The following is a 20,871-nucleotide window of genomic DNA, read 5'->3' as shown; positions in this document are numbered from 1 at the left end:
GTTGGGTATATTTGAAATAGTGTTTTTAAAAATCAATCAGGGGATTGAACCATGTCAAAAGTAAAATCATTTCAGCTGATATTTTTTGTGATGATTGTTTTATGCATTTTGTTTCCCTTTATAGGGCAAACCAGTACAAACAACAGTGATGATGAAAAAAGACCGGGGCTTATAAAAATTGAGCTTGAGGGCGAGCTTGGCAAGGATGAAATGCCTGCTGTCGGTTTTTTGCATGATCTTCACACTCAGGCTTCGGATGGCGACTGTACAGTCTGTCATATGGAAAAAGACAATACCATTGTTTTTGAATTCAAACGAACAGGCGAGAAAGCATCCATGGATTTTTATCATGACCAGTGTATTGCCTGTCATACGGAAAAAAAAGCCTCTGACAAGAAGACGGGGCCAGTTGCCGATCAGTGCGGGGTATGTCATGTCGCAGGGGAGCCTGAAGGGTCTTTGCGGGAAAAAATCAGTTTTGATAAATCATTGCATTTTATCCATGAAAGTTCAGAACGGATTAAAGGTATGGACTTGTCAGCTAAAGACAATTGCAGCGCCTGTCACCATAAATATAATGAAAAAACAAAAGAGATTTTTTATGTTAAAGGTGAGGAAGAGTCCTGCTTTTATTGTCATAAGTCTGAAAAAAAGGATGAAACAAGGTCTATTCAAGAAGCGGCTCATGATTCCTGTGTAGCCTGTCATCAAAGCTTTAAAGCGAAAAGTATCGCAATTGATGCCGGGCCTGTAACCTGTGACGGCTGTCATGATAACGAAAAAATAAAAAAAATAAAAAAAATAACCGATATTCCCAGGCTCAAGCGAAATCAGCCGGATGAAGTTGCCATTACGGGCTGGAAGGCGGACGATCAGACAAAGAAAAATTATATGGATGCCGTTGCCTTTGATCACAAATTTCATGAAACAGCAGCGCAAAGCTGTAAAGACTGCCATCATGAGACCTTGAAAAAATGCAATGATTGCCACGGGGCAGAAGGGGGAGAACAAAAGGGCGGGTTTGTCAGTCTTGGGCAGGCCATGCACAAACAAGACAGTACCCGAAGTTGTATCGGATGCCATAAAGACTTCACGAAAAGTGCTGATTGTGCCGGCTGTCACAGTTTGATGCCTGCAAGCAACAGCAATCCCGAATCCTGTAAAACATGCCACAGTATACCGCCGGTTCAATTGGAATCAAAAGACCCTGCTCAAGCGGCAAAAATGGCGTTAACAGACCTTTCGTCAAATTACACGATTGTTGCAGAAGACAAGATTCCTGAAACAGTTGTTATTGACGGGCTGGCAGATGAGTATAAACCCAGCCGGTTCCCCCATCGCAAAGTGGTTCAGGCCATTGCCAAGAGAGTTGAAAAGAGCGGAATGGCAAACGCATTTCATAAGGATCAGGCCGGGCTGTGCATGGGGTGTCATCACAACAGCCCTAAAACCCTTGAGCCTCCTAAATGTGCGTCTTGTCACAGTAAAGTCGTTCCTGGCCAGGGTGATGGATCTGATGCCATATTTGATGGTGGTTTGGACGGCAGGCCTGGATTGAAAGGCGCATATCATGGCCAGTGCATTACCTGTCATCAGAAAATGGACATTAAATCCGTAGTCGCAACAGACTGTGTCAAATGTCATGAAGCAAAGAAATAGAAACTTCAAAGGATATAAATAATAAGGGTAAAATTATGGCTATTTCTCGTAGAAAGTTTTTGGGGTCGCTTGGCGCGGCCATCGGTGCCACCACAACCGGTGCCCTGACAAAAGCCTATGGTGCCGCAAACAAAAGTTTCAAGGGGTATCCGGGAAGCTCCGGCGTTCTGCACGACACCACCTTGTGTATCGGGTGCAGAAAGTGCGAACAGGCCTGCAACAAGGTGAATAAATTGCCGGAACCTGAAAAGCCGTTTGACGATTTAACTGTTCTTGATCAAAACAGACGTACCCAAGCGGATGTTTATACGGTTGTTAATAAGTTTCAGGCCAAAGAACAAGTGTTTGTAAAAAAACAGTGCAATCACTGCCTTGAACCCGCATGTGCATCTGCCTGCTTTGTTAAGGCGTTTAAGAAAACAGCAGCCGGACCGGTTGTTTATGATGCCTCCCTGTGTGTGGGATGCCGATATTGCATGGTTGCATGCCCATTTGAAGTTCCGGCCTATGAATATGACAAGGTGCTGACCCCCAAGGTAACCAAATGTACCATGTGCGCTCCCCGTCTGGAAGAAGGCAAGCTTCCGGGGTGTGTGGAAGCCTGCCCCAGGGAGGCACTGATTTTTGGACAAAGAGACGCATTGATCAAGATTGCACGATCCAGAATTCACAAATACCCTGATAAATACATAGATCATGTGTATGGTGAGCATGAAATGGGAGGCACAAGCTGGCTTTACCTTTCCGGTCAATCATTTGAAACCATTGGCATGAGAGAGGATTTAGGAACAAAATCAGCGCCTGAGCTTACGTCAGGGCCGCTTTCGGCTGTTCCCATCGTGGTTGGGTTATGGCCGGTATTGTTGACCGGCGTATATGCCATTTCCAAGAGAAAAGATAAGATTGCCAAAGAAGAACAAGATGATGCATTGCAGGCCGCAAGAGTTCAAGCCAATGAAGAGATGAACCAGAAGATAGAAGATCTCAAGGGGAAAATGAACAAAGAGAAAACAGCTGCCATCAATTTTGAAGTCAAAAAAGCCCTTGAAGAAGCTGAAAAAGCAAGAGAGGCTGCAAAAGAAAGCGAAGCCGCAAAAGAAAAACAAGCTGAAGTTCAGGAAGAGCAGACCGCTAAATCGATTGGCGAATCTGTTGATTCTCTGGAAAAAGGCAAACAGGAGGAATAGATGGATTCGGATAACAGGATTCCTGAAAATAAAAAATTTACTGTGTTTAATGTGGTAACCGGTATAATCCTTGCCGTGGGGCTTGTGTTAACAATCTTGCGGTTTACCATGGGACTGGGTACGGTTACCAACCTTGACAACAACAATCCATGGGGAATATGGATCGGCTTTGATCTGCTGTGCGGGGTTGCCCTGGCAGCAGGCGGGTATGTTACATCCGCGGCCTGCTATATTTTTGGGTTGAAGCGGTTTCATTCTGCGGTCAGGCCTGCAATCTTAACGGCCTTTTTAGGGTATGCGCTGGTTGTTCTGGCCCTTCACTATGATGTGGGCCGTCCCTGGCGTCTGCCATATCCGGTGTTTTATTCCCAGGGAACTTCGTCTCTTTTGTTTGAAGTGGGTCTTTGCGTGTTCCTTTATCTGACCGTATTGTTCATTGAATACAGTCCTGCAGCCATGGAATGGCTTGGTTTGAAGAAACTGCGGAATACTGTCGTAAAATTAACCTTGCTGCTTACGATTTTTGGCGTGGTTCTTTCCACTCTACATCAGTCATCCCTTGGTGCCTTGTTTATGATTGCACCGTCAAAGCTTCATCCTTTATGGTATTCCTCGTACCTGCCGGTATATTTTTTCATATCCAGCATGTTTGCAGGCATGTCCATGGTTATTTTTGAGGGCAGTCTGGCCCATCGCCACCTCAAAGATAAGATGGATGAAACCCATTTAAAGGAAAGCACAGGGGTTGTTCTGGGATTTGGCAAAGCAGCTTCGTTTGTCATGATGGGATATGTCGGTATCAAGATCATCGGTATTTCCATTGACAATAACTGGCACTATCTTACCACGGGCTGGGGACTATGGTTTATTGTGGAGCTTGTCGGGTTCGTTGTTTTTCCTGCCATTTTGTATGCTGTTGGGTCAAGGGAAAAGAATCTTACCTTTATCCGGGTGGCATCTGTCTGGACGGTTCTGGGAATCGTACTGAACCGGCTCAATATTTCCGTTGTGGCATTTAACTGGCACCTGCCTTCCGCCCAACGCTATTTTCCCAGCTTTATGGAAATCGCAACTTCTGTTTTTATTGTAACCCTTGGAATAGTGATCTACCGGTTTATTGCAACCCGGATGCCCATTCTTCATGAGCACCCGGATTACAAGACCCATTAGAAGGAGGATACCTTGGAAAACACTATTTTTACACTTCAGGATTTTATGACGTTTACCAAAGGAATGACCTATCTCATCATGGGTGGAATCCTTGTTTTTATGCCGCTTTTCTGGAAATTTCTCACGGACAGAGAAGATGATTAGAGATAATTTTTATTTATATGGAGGATTAAACAATGCATGATCTTTTAACAGGCGTATGCTTCTGGATCGCTCTGGGAGTCTGTTTGATTGGAATGCTTGCAAGATTTATCATGTATTTCAGGGGATTGAGCTGGCAGTTGGACAGGGTGGCGTACAAAGCTCATCTTGGGGCAGGCTTTAAAGGGGCCTGGCGGTCTATTTACAAATGGCTGATTCCTTTTGGAACTTATGGCTGGCGGACTCAACCGTTTATAACTCTGGCCTTTTTCGGATTCCATATAGGTGCTGTTCTGCTTCCGCTTTTTTTGCTGGGCCACAACCTTTTTCTTAAAGAAAAACTGGGATTTTCATTTTTCACCTTAAATACAAGTGTCGCAGATGTTTTAACCTGGGTTGCGGTTGTCAGTGCAGTGTTTCTTGTATTAAGACGACTGGTTTTACCCGAAGTCAGGATAATGACCACGCTATATGACTATTTTATTTTATTGATATCCCTGGCTCCCTTTGTAACAGGCCTTTTTGCCAGATACCAGGTAGGGGATTATTCATTTTGGCTGAATATGCATATATTTTGTGGAGAACTCCTTTTGATTGCCATACCCTTTACCAAGCTGTCCCATGTGTTCTTGTTTTTCGCATCCCGTGCCCAGCTTGGAATGGATTTTGGAATTAAGAGGGGTGGAATGAAAGGAACAAAAATGGCTTGGTAATGGGATGCCCCATATGCTTGAGCTGTAAGGAGAAAGATATCCATGCCTGAAGGAAAATTTTGCAATAAAAAACCCGTTGAAACGCCGGAAGGTGTTAATGAGTTATTGTCAGATACCAGTGGGAATATATATTATAAGGAAATGAAGGAACTGGATGTAGACAGTGACCTTTTGTGGAAAACCATACAAAATACCTGTAAGTCACGCACAAAAACCTGGCTTGAGATCTGTGCCCATTGCGGAATGTGTGCTGAATCGTGTTTTCTTTATCAAGTCAATGGCAGGGACCCCAAGCAGGTTCCAGCCTATAAAATTCAGTCAACCCTTGGCGAAATTATACGCAAAAAGGGAAAAGTCAGTAACCAGTTTATGCGGGATACCATGGAGGTTGCATGGGCAAAATGCACCTGTTGCAACCGGTGCGGTACATATTGTCCCCATGGAATTGATACCGGTATCATGTTCGGATATCTTCGGGGTTTGTTGTACCAGCAGGGTTTTGTGCCCTGGGAATTGAAAATCGGTGCTGGAATGCACAGGGCCTATCGCGCTCAAATGGATGTCACGGATGAAGATTTTGTGGATACCTTTGAATGGATGGTTGAAGAGTATGAAGATGACTATCCAGGGCTTACAGTGCCGGTGGACAAAGAAAACGCCGACATCATGTATACGGTCAATGCAAGGGAAGTAAAACATTACCCTGAAGACCTTGCCGAAGCAGCCGTTTTGTTCCATATGGCAGGCGAGAACTGGACTGTTCCGTCCAAAGGCTGGGAAGAGACGAGTCTTGCCATGTTTGCAGGAGACTGGGCAGCCTGCAAAATGCAGGTGGAAAGCGTGTATGACGCCATGGAAAGATTAAAGCCCAAACGAATGGTGGGAACCGAATGCGGCCATGCCCACAGGGCAACCGTTATTGAAGGGCCTTACTGGGCAGGACGCGAGAACGGTTTGCCGCCTGCCGAGTCAATTCATTATGTGGAATGGCTGGCTGAAGCCCTTAATACGGGAAAACTCAAAATTGATCCTTCCAAACGGATCAAAGAGCTTGTAACCCTCCAGGATTCCTGTAATTACATCAGAAATCAAGGCTTGAAAAAAGCGACCCGCGATATTGTCAGTCATATTGTTGAACCGGGGTATTTTGTCGAAATGTCACCCAACAAAGAGCATAATTATTGTTGCGGCGGCGGCGGCGGGTTTAATGGTATCGGCCTGTTCAGAAAACAGCGAAATGTCGCTTTGAGAAAAAAACGGGACCAGATTTTGGCCACCGGGGCAAAACTGGTTCTGGCACCGTGCCACAACTGCTGGGATGCCATAAGGGATCTTGAAGAAGAGTATGAGATCGGCATCCGGTGGTCCTTTTTAAAACCGATTATCATTAAAATGCTGGACATTCCGGATCATTTGAAACCTGAGGAATAGGCCGATCATTTAAAGAAATGAGAGGGGTTTGACATGTTTAAAAAGATTTTATTTGCAACATCTGCAAGCGCGGCAAGCGATCATGCGGCAAGGGTGGCCTTTAACATTGCCAAAAGTTATCAGTCCGACTTGAATATTTTTCATGTTCTGGGAGTTCCCTCAAGGGGATACAGCCAGTTTGTCGTGGATGTGAAAACCAAAGAAAGAGTGGATGTTGATGAAGATTATATTGCCTGGGTAAATGAAGAGATTAAAACCTATTATGGCAAATACCTGGATGAAAACCTGAATTATACCATTGATGTTGCTGTGGGATGGCCTGCCAGGGAGATATTGAGACAGGCAAAAACCTTGAAGCCGGACTTGATCCTGATTGGAGGCAGTACCGGTGATGAAGATGAAACGGTTTATAAAAAGAGTTCAGTCGGCACAACCCTGCAGAAAGTTGCCAAAGCAGCCAATTGTCCTGTTCTTGTTGTTAACAGGCCTGCGGCTTCTTTTTGGGGCGGAGTGTCAAATATTGTTTTTGGTACGGATTTTTCAAAAACTTCAGACAAGGCATTTGAATTTGCTCTGAAGGTTGCCAAAACCCTTGATTGTGAACTCCATGTGTTCCATGCACTTGATATTTCCCCTTTGAACAGCGGCAGAATGTTGAGTCAGGATGAGATAGAGCAGCAGATAAGGGAATCCATAAGAAAGATCAGGGCATTGTATGGAGAGCGTTTAAAAGAGTTGAGCAATTATTCCATGGATGTATGGGAAGGCATTCCTTATATGGAGATTGTTAAATATGCCAGGGATAAACATGCGGATTTGCTCATTATGGCGCATCATTCAAGGAAATTACCCTCAGAGGATATACGGCTTGGGGGGAATGTCGAACAGGTTATCGTCAGGGCCGGATGTCCGGTCATAAGTGTAAATAAATAAGTATCAGAGGGTGTTATGAAAAAGAAAATTCTGGTGATTGACGACGATTTGAATGTTAGAGATTATCTGGTTTCCCTGTTTACAGACAATGGATATGAGGTAAGTGTCGCAGGCGATGTAAAAGAAGGGTATGCCCAGGCCAAGAAGGTCAAACCGGACCTGATTACATTGGATATTGAAATGCCGGGAGAATGGGGTCCTAGATTTTACCGCCAGCTTGCACAGGATTCTGAATTGAAAAATATTCCGGTGATTGTTATCAGCGGGCTTTCCGGGCACCAGTATGCGGTTGTCAAGGCCGTGGCGTCCATTTCAAAACCCTTTGACCGGGATAAATTGTTGAAAATTGTCAAAGAAACTCTTAATTGATTTGAATATGCAGAATCAATCATGGCAAAACAGATATTAATTATTGACAGGGATGCCGGACACGCAGGTGCTTTGAAAATTTATACAGAGCGCCTGCAGTACGAGGTTACCATTGCAACCAGCTTTGAGCAGGTGGGCATTAAGCTTGATAACAATATCTTTGATATTATTCTTGCAGATCCGTTCAGCTTTGACAAACTGGTGCCATGCCTTGAATCCATAAAAAAAACACAACCAATAGTCCAGATTTTGATTTTTGCCGCAAAGGATAAACTGGATGATGCCATGGATATTTTTGGGGCCAAGGCCACCAATTATCTTGACTTGCCGGTTAACAGCAAAGCTCTTGATCTGGCACTCATTACCGCCTGTAAAAATATTTCAACGGATAAGAAGATTATCCGGTATTCCGAGAGGCTTGGTGATCTTCGCCACGCACAAGAGCTTCTAAATCAGTTGTTTGATGAAGTTCCCTGCTATATTTCCGTTCAGGATCGAAACCTTCGGATAACGGCTGCCAACAACAGGTTTAAACATCATTTCGGCAGTCAGGTGGGCGGATTTTGTTATGAACTTTATAAGCACAGAACCTCGCAATGTCCGGATTGTCCAGTGGTGGAAACTTTCCAGGATGGCAAATGCCATCATACCGAAGAGATTGTTACTTCAAAATTCGGCAAGCAATATAATGTGTTGACCCAGACTGCACCCATCAGGAATGAACAAGGCGAGATCACCCAGGTGATGGAAATGTCCACCAATATCACCCAGATCCGTCAACTTCAAAACCATCTTATTTCTCTGGGGCTGATGCTGGGTTCCATGTCCCACGGGGTAAAAGGCATGCTCACTGCATTGGATGGCGGTCTTTACCAGCTTGAAACAGGCCTTGTCCAGAAAGATGACGACAGAATTTCCAAAGCTTTTGGGCTTATCCAGCAGATGTCGGATAAAATCAAGAAAATGGTGCTGGAAATTTTATATTATGCCAAATCCAGGGAACTTCAATATGAAGATATGGATGTTGCACTTCTTGCCGGTAATGTAATTAACACAATTCGTCCGCTGGCTGAAAATTATGCCGTCAAGTTAGATGTTTGTATCCCGGAATCTCTTGGAAAAATTGAGGTTGATGCTGCCTGGATGGAGGCGGCCCTTGTTAATTTTCTTGAAAATGCAGTGGATGCCTGTGTCTTTGACAGGGATAAAAAAGAGCATTGCATACAATTTCATGTCGGTAAAACATCTGATGAGTTTATAGTTTTTACTATTTCAGATAATGGGATCGGCATGGATACGGAAACAAAAAATAAGATGTTTACCCTGTTTTTTACGTCCAAAGGGTCTCAGGGGACAGGGCTGGGGTTGTTTATTGCCAACCGGGTCATTAAATACCATGGCGGGACGGTTGAGGTTGAATCTGAACAGGGCAGGGGCACAAAATTTATTATTCTTCTTCCCCTTCAAAAGCCGGATAATGCAAAAATAGTTGAATTTCCCAGGACAACCCGTTAGACTCATTCCCTTTGCCGTTGATTTTGAGTGATGGTGAATTGTAGGAATGAGATTTTGTGCCTGAATTTCATGAATGGCACATGAATTTAAAATAGGGATTATGTTAGGAAAAACTATGCGACTGACAACCAAAAGCAGATACGGAACAAGGCTTATCCTTGATATCGCAGTTCACGGCAAGGAGAAGCCCGTTCCTTTGAGCGATGTTTCCAGTCGACAGAATATTTCATTGAAATATCTGGAGCAGCTTACGGTAAAGTTAAAGAAAGCAGGCATTTTAAAAAGTCATAGAGGTCCTTTTGGCGGGCATATGCTTTCAAAATCCCCGGCAGACATAACCATTGGGGATATTGTAAGAATTCTGGAGGAATCCACGGCCATTACAGATTGCGCAGAAGAGGAAAAACAGGTATGCGGTGTTTGTAACAGAGCTGGTGAATGTCTTTCCAGGTGGATTTGGGTTGAGGCAAGCAGGGCAATGTTTGACAGGCTTGATAAAATAACCATTTCAGGTCTTCTGGCTATCGAGAACAAAGAGTTTAAAAAAAAATAAAAGAATATTCGATATGGTTTACCTTAACTGAGATTTTTTTTATCCATTTTTTCATGTATGCGGTCAATCAGCAGGCGTGCATCTTTCATGTCGGTTTTTATCTCAAGGGTTTTTTCTGCATAAGTTAATGCCTCTTCATATTGCTTTAGAGCAAATAATACCCTGGCAACAGTATAATATACATCAGGATATCTGAGCCTTTTTTTCAGGACATGCTGTCCATGTTCAAGGGCTTCTTTGTTTTTTCCGTTTTTATGGAGGGTTTTTAGCAGATTGATACGGGCGGTCATATAATCAGGGTTTAGTTCGACTGCAGCGGCAAAGGCTGCCTCAGCTTCTTCGTTTTTTTTGCAAAGCAGCAGTTGTGTTCCAAGGCTGTTGCGAATATCCGGATATGTTGGATGTTTTTTGATATGATCGGATATAAAGGGAAGAATCATTTTTGATATCCCGGCTGCTGTTTCATTCGAATATTTTGAGCCACAGAACATTTCAATTGTTTCGGAAAAATTGGGCATAATATCAATATTTTTATGGAACTCGTCAATGAGCTGGACCCTCAGTTGCTCTTTTTGTAAAAGCATGTCAATAGATGACGATAAGTTCTCTTGCGGGGCCTGCTTGATTTTGAAGATTATGTTTTTTAGTATTTCAAAGCGCTTGCTGTTTGGATAGTAAGGAATTATTTTTTTGAGCTGTTTTTCCGCATCCTTGATTCTGCCGGTTTTACAATACAAGGTGATCAATTTTATCCGGGCAGTTTTATAGCAGCTATTGATTTCAATAGCTTTCAGAAGCCAGTGAATGGCTTGTTCTGTCTCATTGCATTCCTCTTTGACTATGGCGATAAGATATATGACATCTGCATAGCCAGGAAATTTTGAATGAATTTGTTCCAGGTTGTTAAATGCCGATTTGTATTCTCCCATGGCTGCCTGGGCAATACTCAGTTTCAATTGGGCTTTGATGTAATTTGGATTAAGATCCAGTGCTTTTTTAAATGAAGCTGCAGCCTCGGAGAGTTTTGTTGCGCTTAACAGGCAGAGTCCAAGATAGAAGTGTACGTCTGCATAATGTGGATTTTTTTCAAGAATATTCCGGTGAATGACTTCGGCATTTTTCCACATCCCCAGATTATTGAAAACAATGGCCATTTTTAGCTTATTGGGGATGTTGTCAGGGTCAATTTCTTTTAGTTTGCTGAAAGATTCAATGGCTTGTGTGAATTCCCCGGTATTATTAAGGCAGATGCCGATGAAATAACTCAGTTCTGTATGGTTGGGGTTGTATTTAATTGCGTGATTGAAATGGTACAGAGCTTCTGTATACTCAGCTTTGACAAATTTTGTGATGCCTATGTTCCGATGGGCTTGGCTGCAATAAAATCTGGCAAGATTATTTTCCAGGAAAAGAGATTTTTTTGACATAACCCACTTGAATTTATCAATAGCTTCTAAAAAGTTATTATTGTTATAAAATTGAATCCCTTCTTTATATGCTTGTTCGATCTTTGTCTTTTGTGAACCGAATAATTTATTAACAAAGCTCATATTTTTTCTCCCTGGGATAAACTTTAAATAGTTCATTTAATATAATCATATTCAAATATATCATAAAACTATCTAAATGTGTTGTCACAGATAATTCGTTCATTGCATTTGTTAAAGATATCATTCGTTTAATATGCGCCGTTTTTAAATAGAACTGCGGGGATGGTTTTTATAAGAATGATAAGGTCCAGTGCAATGGACCAGTTTTCGATATACATCAGATCCAGTTTCATCCATTCATCAAATTTAATGGTATTCCTGCCGCTGACCTGCCAGATACAGGTGATTCCCTGGACAACGGATAATCTTTTTCTTTCCCAGGGGTGATAGAGAAGCACCTCTTTTTCAATAGCCGGTCTGGGACCCACAAGGCTGATATCCCCCCGGAATACATTGAACAGCTGCGGAAGTTCATCAAGGCTTGTCCTGCGCAACAATTTGCCGGTGATTGTCTGCCGGGGATCATTTTTGATTTTAAATGCAGGCCCGTTCATCTCATTGAGATGCATTAATTCCTGTTGCATTTTTTCAGCTCCTATCACCATAGTACGAAATTTAAATAAAGTAAATTTTTTCCCATGTTTGCCGATACGTTCCTGTTTGAACAGAACGGGTCCCGGGGATGATAATTTTATGGTTATGGCGATCACAATCCAAAATGGCAGACACAGAGTGATCAGGAGCGAAGATGCTGAAAAGTCAAAACAGCGTTTGAAAAACAGGTGTTTCGGGTTTCTGTCAATAAATTTGAAAATTTTGATCTGAATCGTTCCCATGGTTTCTAAATAACTTATGGCAGCAGATTCTATGTGTTTGTGATTAAGATCAAGTTCAGTTGTGGCAAAATTCAGTCCTATTGTTGCGCAAGTTGTAGCGATAAAATCAAGAGTTATTTTGCGGTTGCTTACATTTGTGCATAATATGTAATCCGAATAGTGTGCAAGGGTAATTTCCGAAAGATTGTTTATAAGACCTAAAATAGGTTTACCAGATATGATTTTTCCAATATCATCCTTTTGCTCAGCTAAAAAACCTACGATTCTTAATCCTTTTTCCGGGTTTCTATTGATATGATCGGCAATCTCCCGGGCCTTTGTACCGATGCCGACGAGTAAAATATGCTTTATGATATTTTTATGGGAGATTTCATTGGTAATTGTACGCCTTGTGATAAAACGGTTGAATATTAACATCAATCCTAAGATTGCTGCCGAGAGAAGAGAAAAGATAAGGTTGAAGATAAAGGGAAATTCCATATATTTAAAAGTCAATAAAAGCAGTACTGTTGTGGTAAGGCATAACAATATGGTTTGATATAAAATTGTTTTTATGGAAAATAAATATTTTGTCTTATACAAATTTAAAAAATAGATAAAAATGGGGGGAAATAAAACAATAAGTGCAGAGAACCGGATATATGATATGTTTTTGTAAAAAATAGCGTTGCTCGACAGTTCGGAAAAAAAAGTCAAGGACTTCAGGCAGAGTGTCAAAATGGGTATGACTAAAAAGTACAAAATAAGCAAGGATATTACATCAGAGACAATCTGTGTTAACAGCACATACTTTTTTTGATCTTTAAACATATTAAAAATTACTCCATTTGCTGAAGTTGGGTTTCCACCATAAGGTGAGAGACATTATAATATCTAATTTTTCCCGTGACAATGGAACTATTTATATGAACTTTTGTCAAGTGTCAATTTATTGTCTTCTGTTTGTATTCTATGTATGTAAAAGCTTACTTGAGATTGCAATGAGCAATTAGTCGACACAATATTTTTTCGTCCTGAAGATGGATTCAACGAATAGAAGAGTGCATGTCTTATCAGGTTGACAGGCTGTTACAGAACTAAAAAATATTTTATAAAACTATATTATATGAAGATTGATGTGCTTTGTGTAGCTATATATTGTTTTGATTTTATTGAATTTTGCATTCCGTAACAGTCTGTCAAGAGAGATAATTCTTTTGTCTGTGGTATACCATTTTGAAATTCAATATGAGCCTTGATTGTTTTTTGCTTATATACTATACATATGATTGCTTTTGGTCATTAAAGGGATATTTAAAAACAGTAATTCTAAATAATATAATCAAATGGTTGACTTGATTACTTTGTTGTAATCAAAAGGACGGAGTTATATCATCACACTGATGAATTAAACCTAAAAGTTGCAAGAGAAATTTAAATATTTTTTATATTCAGTATTTAAATGATTTTTCCACTCACAGAGTTTTATAAAAAAACATTGTAAATACAACAGGATCAAACGAGCTTGCAATTTTTAAGTATTATTCAAAAGTCTTCTAATAACTGCCATGGGCAAACCTGGTATTCCCCCTTGGTTTGCCACAAAAAAACATGAAAGTTACGATTGGATTTGCCGTGACTTTCTTATAAAAAAAAATCTTAAAAAACAATAGACATTCATAATATGATTCCCTCTATTTTTTCATCAATTGTAAAATGCTATCCTGATAATAAAGCAGTGGTCCACAATAAAAAATCAATTACTTACAGGGAAATTGATTTTGCTGCTGGCCGTCTTGCTGTTCTGCTGAAGACAAAACAGGTTTTCTCCGGCATGATCATTGCCTTGTATCTGCCTTCAAGCATTGAAGCAATCGTTTCGATGCTTGGGGTCTTGAAAGCAGGTTATGCGTATCTTCCCCTGGATATCAACGATCCCCCGTCTCGAACAGAGGAGATCCTTGACCATTCGCAGGCAGATATAATTATTACGTTAGATTCTCATAAATCTAATTTCAAAAATAGAGATATTGAAGTATTAGTGTTAGACACTCTGCTTGATTCCCCTGATGGTATTAAAAACAGATCAGAAGAGAAATTTAATATTGTTAAATCTCAAGGGTCAGACGAAATTAACCCTGATTTTACAGCGTATGTCATATATACATCCGGTTCTACAGGCAAACCAAAAGGCATACCAGTAAAACATCAAGCTGTTATGAACCTTATCGAGGATTTTCAACACCGCAGCCCGCTTGACACTAAGGATAAAAGTTCTTTATGGACAAATTTGAATTTTGATGTTTCTGTTTATGAAATATGGTCAGCTCTATTATCCGGTGCAACGCTTTTTATTCCGGATCAGCAGATCAGATCGGATGCTGACAAATTTATCCAATGGCTCAAAGAAAACAATATTACAAGCTCATACATTCCTCCTTTTATGATAAAGGATCTTGCAGACAAGCAGTTGGAAAATCCAATTTCCTTTAAACGAATATTAACAGGGGTGGAACCCATTCCGGAAAGTCTTTTATGCGCCCTTAAAAGGAATACTAAAGGCCTTTGCCTCATTAACGGATATGGACCTGCCGAATCAACAATTTGTGCCACATTATATGAGGTACCTGATTATTCGGACAATCCAGGCAATGCTCCCATTGGAAAGCCTGTTAAGAATTTAGAAGTCTATCTCCTTGATGAATCAGGAAATCCTGTAAAAAATGGAGAAAAAGGTGAAATTTATATTGCAGGAATCCAGGTTGCTGACGGGTATTTGAGAGAAGATGCTCTATCCGCAAAGAATTTTCTTGAAAATTCTTTTTCAGATAAGTTGCCTGGATTTTTATATAAGACTGGTGATCTTGGAACCAGATTAAAAACCGGTGATATACTGTTTGGCGGCAGAAAGGATTTTCAGATTAAACTCAGGGGATTTCGCATTGAACCATGGGAGATTGAGAATGTTATCAAGGAGTTTCCCGGAATATCTCAAACTGCAGTTGTTCTCAAGGAAAACAAAGCACAAAGAAAAATATTAACTGCTTATATTGATTCTCATCTGGATCAGGAACAACTCATCAATTTTTTAAAAAGTAAGCTGCCAAAATATATGATACCATCGGTTGTTATTCCCTTGGAAAAAATGCCCCTGACTTCTCAGGATAAAATAGACAGGAAAAATCTTATGTTAAAAAAAGATCTGAATATTCTAAAGAAAGAAGAATTACCGCAAACAAAAACAGAAGAAAAAATTGCGGAGATATGGGCGATGTTTTTAGGTATCAGTCCAATATATCGAACTGATGATTTTCTTCTCCTCGGTGGAGACTCTATTTCCGGGGTAAAAATAGTATCAAGAATAAACAGGCTTTTCTTAAAAAATATTGAAATAAACACTCTTTTTGAGCATTCTCAACTGAAAGCGTTTTCAAGATTTATTACGGGTGATTCAAACAAAAAAATAAAGAAAGATTTGTTTGGGGAAGCGTTGTCCAATAAAGATAAAATCAACAAAAAAGACGGCCTGCCTCTTCTGGATGATCAAAATTTAATATGGATGTTTGAGCAGATCAATCCTGGCACATCTGTTTATCACATTCCCCTGGTTTATAAAATTACAGGCAAATTAAACTATGATTTTTTTGAACAAGCCATTGAAATAATAAAAGAACGACATATTGCTTTGCAATCCGTATTTCTGTTACAAAATGATATTACAATTCAAAAGCAAGCGGGTGATTTTAGTAACGAGAACGATGATAACCGTAAATCATTTTATTATCGAGTTGATCATATAAAGAATATCCTTAACCATTGCAGTGATGAGGTGTCAACTTCTGTAATTTCCTGTGTAAAACCGGAAAATACTTTTGAACCAATGGATAGCCTTACAAACAATGATCTGGAGAACCGATGGATTCTTGATAAAATCAAAGAAAAATTCAATCTTGAAACAGGCCCTGTCTTTAGAACTGATCTGTTAATTACAGGAGAGTCAAGTTGTTTAGTCTGTTTTACTTTTCACCACATCATCTTTGACGGATGGTCTGCAGGGTTGTTTGCTCAGGAATTCGGCAAAATATACAATTGCCTTATGAAAGGCGAATCTTTAAAATTATCAACACCTGAAGTCTCATATCATGATTATATTTTAGCCAGGATCTATGAAGTTGATCATGACTGGAAAACAGCCAGACCGTTTTTTGCCTCTTATTTAAAAGATCTTCCTCAAAACAGTAAAAAATCTTCCCGGGAATTAACCGGGGCGTGTTTCCCGGTCAAGATTGATGCCGACACATATAATAAAATAAAAAAACTTGCCATAGAAAACCGTACAACCTCTTTTACTGTTCTTCTTGCTCTTTTTCAAATTCTTCTTTTTGCCGAGACCGGTCAGAATGATCAAATTACCGGGATTGCATATGCAGCCAGGGACAATGTTGATACAGAACCAATAATCGGTTTTTTAATGAATACGCTTGTGGTAAGAACTATCATCAATATTGATAATAGTTTAAGCTTTTTTCTGGACAATGTTAAAAAAAATCTGGAAAAGATATTCAGATATAAAAATATTCCTTTTCAAAAAATCAATCGATTATGCCAAGAGACAAGCCAGCGGGAAAAAGTTTTTGAATCCATGTTTCTGATGCAGACAATGGATTTTCCTCATCTTGATTTGTATAAAACCAAAACTGACTATCTACATGTTGATACGGGGAAAGCAAACTGTGATATAACCCTTGAACTTTATGAGGGTGAGTCGGGTTTAACCGGCTGGTTTGAATACCGAACAGATCTTTTTACTGAAAACAGGATAAAACAGGTAACAAAACATTTTAATAAAATTATAGACAATGCAATTGATCAGCCGGAATCAAAAATAAACACCCTCCTGAATATGAACACTTATCCCATTTCTCCAATGCAACATGGGATGCTCATGGAAACTTTGAGATCTACTCAGGGTGCCGGTATTTATATAGAACAGATTGTGTTTGATATTAACCAGGATATTGACCTTGAACGGTTTAAGAAAGCATGGCAAAAAATTATTCAACACCATGAAATTATGCGACTTGGATTTGTCTGGAAAAATTTAGACCAGCCCCGGCAACATATTTTACCGATTGATGAAATAAGTATTGAAATCAATGATTGGAGCAGTTCTTCCAAGTCTGAAACAGAAGAATTTATAGAAGTATTTCTTCAAGCGGATAGACGACTTGGATTTGCTCTTTCAAAACCACCTCTTTTTAGAATAGCTCTTTTAAAAACAGATGAAAATCAATACACCTGTGTCTGGAGCTTCCACCATGCCATTGCCGATGGAAGAACAATGGTTTCCATATTAAAAGATCTTTTTTTAATATACCATAATCCGAATACACAACTTTCCCCGCCAGGATCATTTAAAAATTATATCGGATGGCTGAATAAGAAACAAAATAGTGAATCGGCAAGAGCGTTCTGGGAAAAACAATTGAACGGTTTTACAGAATCAATTGATCTTCCGTTTAATATTCAAAAAAGATCTGTAACAGAAAACAGAAGACAAGAATATTCTATTACCATAACAACGGGAAATCAAAAAACCTTTATTCCCTTTGACAAAACTTCTGTGTTGAAAAAAATCTGTGAAAAAAATGCCGTCACAATGAACTCGTTATTAATGGGGGCATGGGCGGTGCTATTAAGCCATTATACAGGAAAAAAGGATATTGTCTTTGGAACTACAAGATCTGTCAGGAGTTGGAGGAAAAACAGTTCCAATGATACCGGGTTGTATATCAATACGCTTCCCTTAAGAGTTCAGATAGATCCTGAAGAGAATCTGTCAATATTTTTACACAAAATTAGAAACGAATGGATCAAAATAAAAGAGTTTGAACATACTTCCCTTTCAAATATTCATTCATGGAGTCAGGTTAAGGGAAGTTTTCCCCTGTTTGATATTTTTTTTGCTTATGACTATCATTCCATTGATGCTGCACTTGAAGGCTACAAAGAAAAAATATCCTGTTCCAATGTCTCTTTGTTTGAAAGAACACCCGCATCTTTGTTTTTAACAGTCCGTGGACTTGATGAACTCACTGCCACCATAGAGTATGACAGAAGAAAATTTGATCCTGCCATAATAAAACAAGTATTGGGTAATTTTACTACTTTTCTGGAATCACTCTCTGAAAATGTTGATCCAAGACTCATGGATGTGTCCATATTAACGGATCTTGAAAAGAAAAAAATTGCCCGGAAATTAAACTCTAACAAGATTCATACCAGACCTGACAGCTGCATACACCATCTCGTAGAGATACAGGCATCCTTAAACAAAGATACAACAGCAGTAACAGACCATAAAAACAGTAAAAGCTATGATGAATTAAACAGATATGCAAATCAAATTGCCCATTATCTAATAAAATTTGGGGCTATGGCTGAAAAAAAAGTAGTTCTTCTCCTTGAGCAGAATGCAGATCTCATTGCGGTTATCCTTGGAGTATTAAAATCAGGATGTGCATATGTCCCGCTTGATCCAGGGTATCCAGATGAAAGAATAAATTATATAATCAATGATTCTGCTCCTGAGATTATTGTCACCACAAAGACCCACGAACATAGGATAGACCCAAAGGGTGCGGCGGTTATTCTGCTTGATAAAGAGATGCCAGAAATAAAAAACATGGGTAGCGCCAATCCCAAAATAGATCTGACCCCTGAAAATATGGCATATATCATATATACGTCGGGATCAACAGGAAAACCCAAAGGGGTAATGGTAGAGCATAGTTCTTTGGTTGCCTTTACACGATCTGCAAGCGAGATTTATGATATTAGACCCGATGACAGGGTGCTTCAATTTGCATCCATCAGTTTTGATGCATCAGCAGAAGAGATATTTCCTACTTTCTTTTCAGGTGCAACCCTTGTAATGAAACCCAGAGATGTTGTCCATACACCTTCTCAGTTTATTGATTTTTGCAGGGATAACAGTCTTACTGTTCTTGATCTTCCTACATCATACTGGCATATGCTTGCCGACGAGATTGATACCTTGATCCTGCCGGAACATATAAAGTTGATAATAATTGGAGGAGACGAGGCAAATTCCGATAAAGTCGAAAAATGGAACAACAAAGTCAATTCCAATGTCAGGTTGCTTAACACCTATGGTCCTACAGAAACTACAGTTGCGGCAACCTGGGCGGATCTTTCGTCAGAGTTTGGAGCATTAAAAGGTAAAGTATCCATTGGTCTTCCATTCCCCAATGTCAGCTTATGCATATTAAATCAATTTCAACAACCGGCTTTACCCGGAAGCATGGGTGAACTCTGCATAGGGGGTACCCAGACGGCAAGAGGATATTTAAACCGTGAAGATCTTACTGCCAAATCGTTTGTTAAACTCAATGACATCAACAAAGAGACAATTTTTTTTAGAACCGGTGACAGGGTGGAAATGCCCGTTGGAGAGGGTATCCTCTTTTATGGAAGAATTGACCGCCAGATAAAAATAAGGGGATTCAGGGTTGAGCCGGGTGAAATTGAAAGGACGGCTTTGCTGCACCCTTCGGTTTCAGAATGTGCCGTGGCTGTTTCAAAAGAGTGCGACGGCAACATCAAGACAGCCGCGTTTCTAATGTTGGATCCAAAAAGCAAACCTGATTTTTCTATAAAAGCATTCAAGCAGTGGCTTTTATCCAAGCTCCCTGAATATATGGTTCCGTCTTTATTAATTACAGTCGATTTTCTTCCCTATACGTCTTCCGGTAAAATTGACTACAATGCATTGGAAATACCCCGATCCGATTCAATATCCTTTGAGCATAAAAAAGTCGGTTTTTTTGATGGCCCATATGAAAAAGAGCTGAAAGCCATATGGGAAGGCATATTAAACTATGAAGTTTCAAGCCCGGATGACAATTTTTTTGATATCGGCGGCTCCTCTCTTTATTCAATTAAACTGGTCAATGCCCTTGAAAAAAAATTCAATATTTCAATTCCGGTAATTGCTGTTTTTAAAGCTTCCACAATAAGGCAACTTGCAAAAATAGTTGAAAAAAAGATTCAAGATTCCCTGCACGGATCTCAAAGAATAATCAGTAAACAAGGGAAAAAATCTCCTGTTATCTTAATTGGGCATTCCATAGCCAGTGCTCAAAAATATAAAAAAGTGGATCTTAAGGGACATCCCTTTTATCATTCACCTATTTTTATCCATTTTTATGATTCCGAACAAAATGGCACTCAATTGCTTGATATCTGGCAGCTGGCCCAAAAATGTATTGATGATATCCTGAAAGCTTTTCCATCAGGGCCTTATATCATTATCGGATCATGCAAAAATACCATTGTCGCCCATGAAATTGCCTGTCAATTGACCAATATGAATAAAAAGATAGAGTTGCTGGTCATAATTGATGAAAATTGGGAGAAAAAGCAACCCTCTGCCGTTGAAAAAAACTGGAATAGAAGGGGGTTGTCTTTTGTAAAAAAGCAATTCCATAAAATACGCCGATTTGATTATGAGTATATCTTTAATAAAATTATATCCAAGTGTTATGATTATTACATTTCATTGGATGGGCTGCAGCAACGCTTATACACCCTGATGGGAAAGCCTGTTCCTGAATCAGTACAGTTTAGATTAATGGAAAGCATTTATTACAGGGCATGCGAATTAAATCCCTATATGCCGATCCCATATTACGGCAATGTGCTGTTGTTTTATTCTCGTAATTGGGAAGAAGATTATGCTCCACAGCTTCATAAATATCACCAAGGCCAGGTGAAAAAGATTGATGTAAAGACGACCCACTCAGATTGGTTTAAGCCGGAACAGATAAATAAAATAATCGGAGAAATAGAGGCCTATAATTGATTAAGGAGTTT

The 20,871-nt window shown here is 39.9% G+C and carries 13 protein-coding genes; 11 read left to right on the top strand and 2 right to left on the bottom strand.

Annotation, left to right across the window (positions count from 1 at the left end; translation table 11 throughout):
- The first annotated feature begins 51 nt into the window (after positions 1 to 51).
- From hmcA to TOL2_RS19585, 10 genes are all read left to right on the top strand, one after another.
- Positions 52 to 1,659 carry a sulfate respiration complex hexadecaheme cytochrome HmcA gene (gene hmcA / locus TOL2_RS19625; RefSeq protein ID WP_014959026.1) on the top strand — a complete coding sequence of 536 codons (1,608 nt, stop codon included), beginning with the start codon at positions 52 to 54 and terminating at the stop codon, positions 1,657 to 1,659.
- Positions 1,660 to 1,694: 35 nt separating this feature from the next.
- Positions 1,695 to 2,846 (top strand): sulfate respiration complex iron-sulfur protein HmcB, encoded by a 1,152-nt coding sequence (gene hmcB, locus TOL2_RS19620; RefSeq protein WP_014959025.1) that lies wholly within the window; start codon positions 1,695 to 1,697, stop codon positions 2,844 to 2,846.
- Entirely contained in the window at positions 2,847 to 4,016 is a 1,170-nt protein-coding gene (gene hmcC / locus TOL2_RS19615) for a sulfate respiration complex protein HmcC (RefSeq protein ID WP_014959024.1), read from the top strand.
- 12 nt (positions 4,017 to 4,028) lie between these two features.
- The gene (gene hmcD, locus TOL2_RS25840; RefSeq protein WP_085929938.1) at positions 4,029 to 4,160 is read left to right on the top strand and encodes a sulfate respiration complex protein HmcD; all 132 of its coding nucleotides are present in this window, start codon (positions 4,029 to 4,031) and stop codon (positions 4,158 to 4,160) included.
- A 32-nt stretch (positions 4,161 to 4,192) separates the two neighbouring features.
- Positions 4,193 to 4,870, top strand: a complete 678-nt coding sequence (gene hmcE / locus TOL2_RS19610) for a sulfate respiration complex protein HmcE (RefSeq protein WP_014959022.1) — start codon at positions 4,193 to 4,195, stop codon at positions 4,868 to 4,870.
- Positions 4,871 to 4,912: 42 nt separating this feature from the next.
- Positions 4,913 to 6,301, top strand: a complete 1,389-nt coding sequence (hmcF, locus tag TOL2_RS19605; protein ID WP_014959021.1) for a sulfate respiration complex iron-sulfur protein HmcF — start codon at positions 4,913 to 4,915, stop codon at positions 6,299 to 6,301.
- A 33-nt stretch (positions 6,302 to 6,334) separates the two neighbouring features.
- The gene (locus TOL2_RS19600) at positions 6,335 to 7,234 is read left to right on the top strand and encodes a universal stress protein (protein WP_014959020.1); all 900 of its coding nucleotides are present in this window, start codon (positions 6,335 to 6,337) and stop codon (positions 7,232 to 7,234) included.
- A gap of 15 nt (positions 7,235 to 7,249) precedes the next feature.
- Positions 7,250 to 7,603 carry a DVU0259 family response regulator domain-containing protein gene (gene divK / locus TOL2_RS19595; RefSeq protein WP_014959019.1) on the top strand — a complete coding sequence of 118 codons (354 nt, stop codon included), beginning with the start codon at positions 7,250 to 7,252 and terminating at the stop codon, positions 7,601 to 7,603.
- Between the two features lie 21 nt (positions 7,604 to 7,624).
- Entirely contained in the window at positions 7,625 to 9,118 is a 1,494-nt protein-coding gene (locus TOL2_RS19590) for a hybrid sensor histidine kinase/response regulator (RefSeq protein ID WP_014959018.1), read from the top strand.
- 115 nt (positions 9,119 to 9,233) lie between these two features.
- Positions 9,234 to 9,671, top strand: a complete 438-nt coding sequence (locus tag TOL2_RS19585) for an RrF2 family transcriptional regulator (RefSeq protein ID WP_014959017.1) — start codon at positions 9,234 to 9,236, stop codon at positions 9,669 to 9,671.
- A gap of 23 nt (positions 9,672 to 9,694) precedes the next feature.
- Here TOL2_RS19585 and TOL2_RS19580 read toward each other — a convergent pair whose 3' ends face one another.
- Together TOL2_RS19580 and TOL2_RS19575 are read right to left on the bottom strand one after the other, a co-directional pair.
- Complete coding sequence (locus tag TOL2_RS19580; RefSeq protein WP_014959016.1) at positions 9,695 to 11,221, bottom strand: tetratricopeptide repeat protein; 1,527 nt, start codon at positions 11,219 to 11,221, stop codon at positions 9,695 to 9,697.
- A 128-nt stretch (positions 11,222 to 11,349) separates the two neighbouring features.
- Entirely contained in the window at positions 11,350 to 12,807 is a 1,458-nt protein-coding gene (locus TOL2_RS19575; protein WP_014959015.1) for a sugar transferase, read from the bottom strand.
- Positions 12,808 to 13,660: 853 nt separating this feature from the next.
- Here TOL2_RS19575 and TOL2_RS19570 point away from each other — a divergent pair.
- The gene (locus tag TOL2_RS19570; RefSeq protein WP_014959014.1) at positions 13,661 to 20,860 is read left to right on the top strand and encodes a non-ribosomal peptide synthetase; all 7,200 of its coding nucleotides are present in this window, start codon (positions 13,661 to 13,663) and stop codon (positions 20,858 to 20,860) included.
- Positions 20,861 to 20,871: the final 11 nt, after the last annotated feature.

The sequence above is a fragment of the Desulfobacula toluolica Tol2 genome, from assembly GCF_000307105.1.
In the GTDB taxonomy this organism is placed as follows: Bacteria; Desulfobacterota; Desulfobacteria; order Desulfobacterales; family Desulfobacteraceae; genus Desulfobacula; species Desulfobacula toluolica.
The sequence above is the reverse complement of the archived record's forward strand: the minus strand, read 5'-3'. Positions and strand labels throughout refer to the sequence as shown.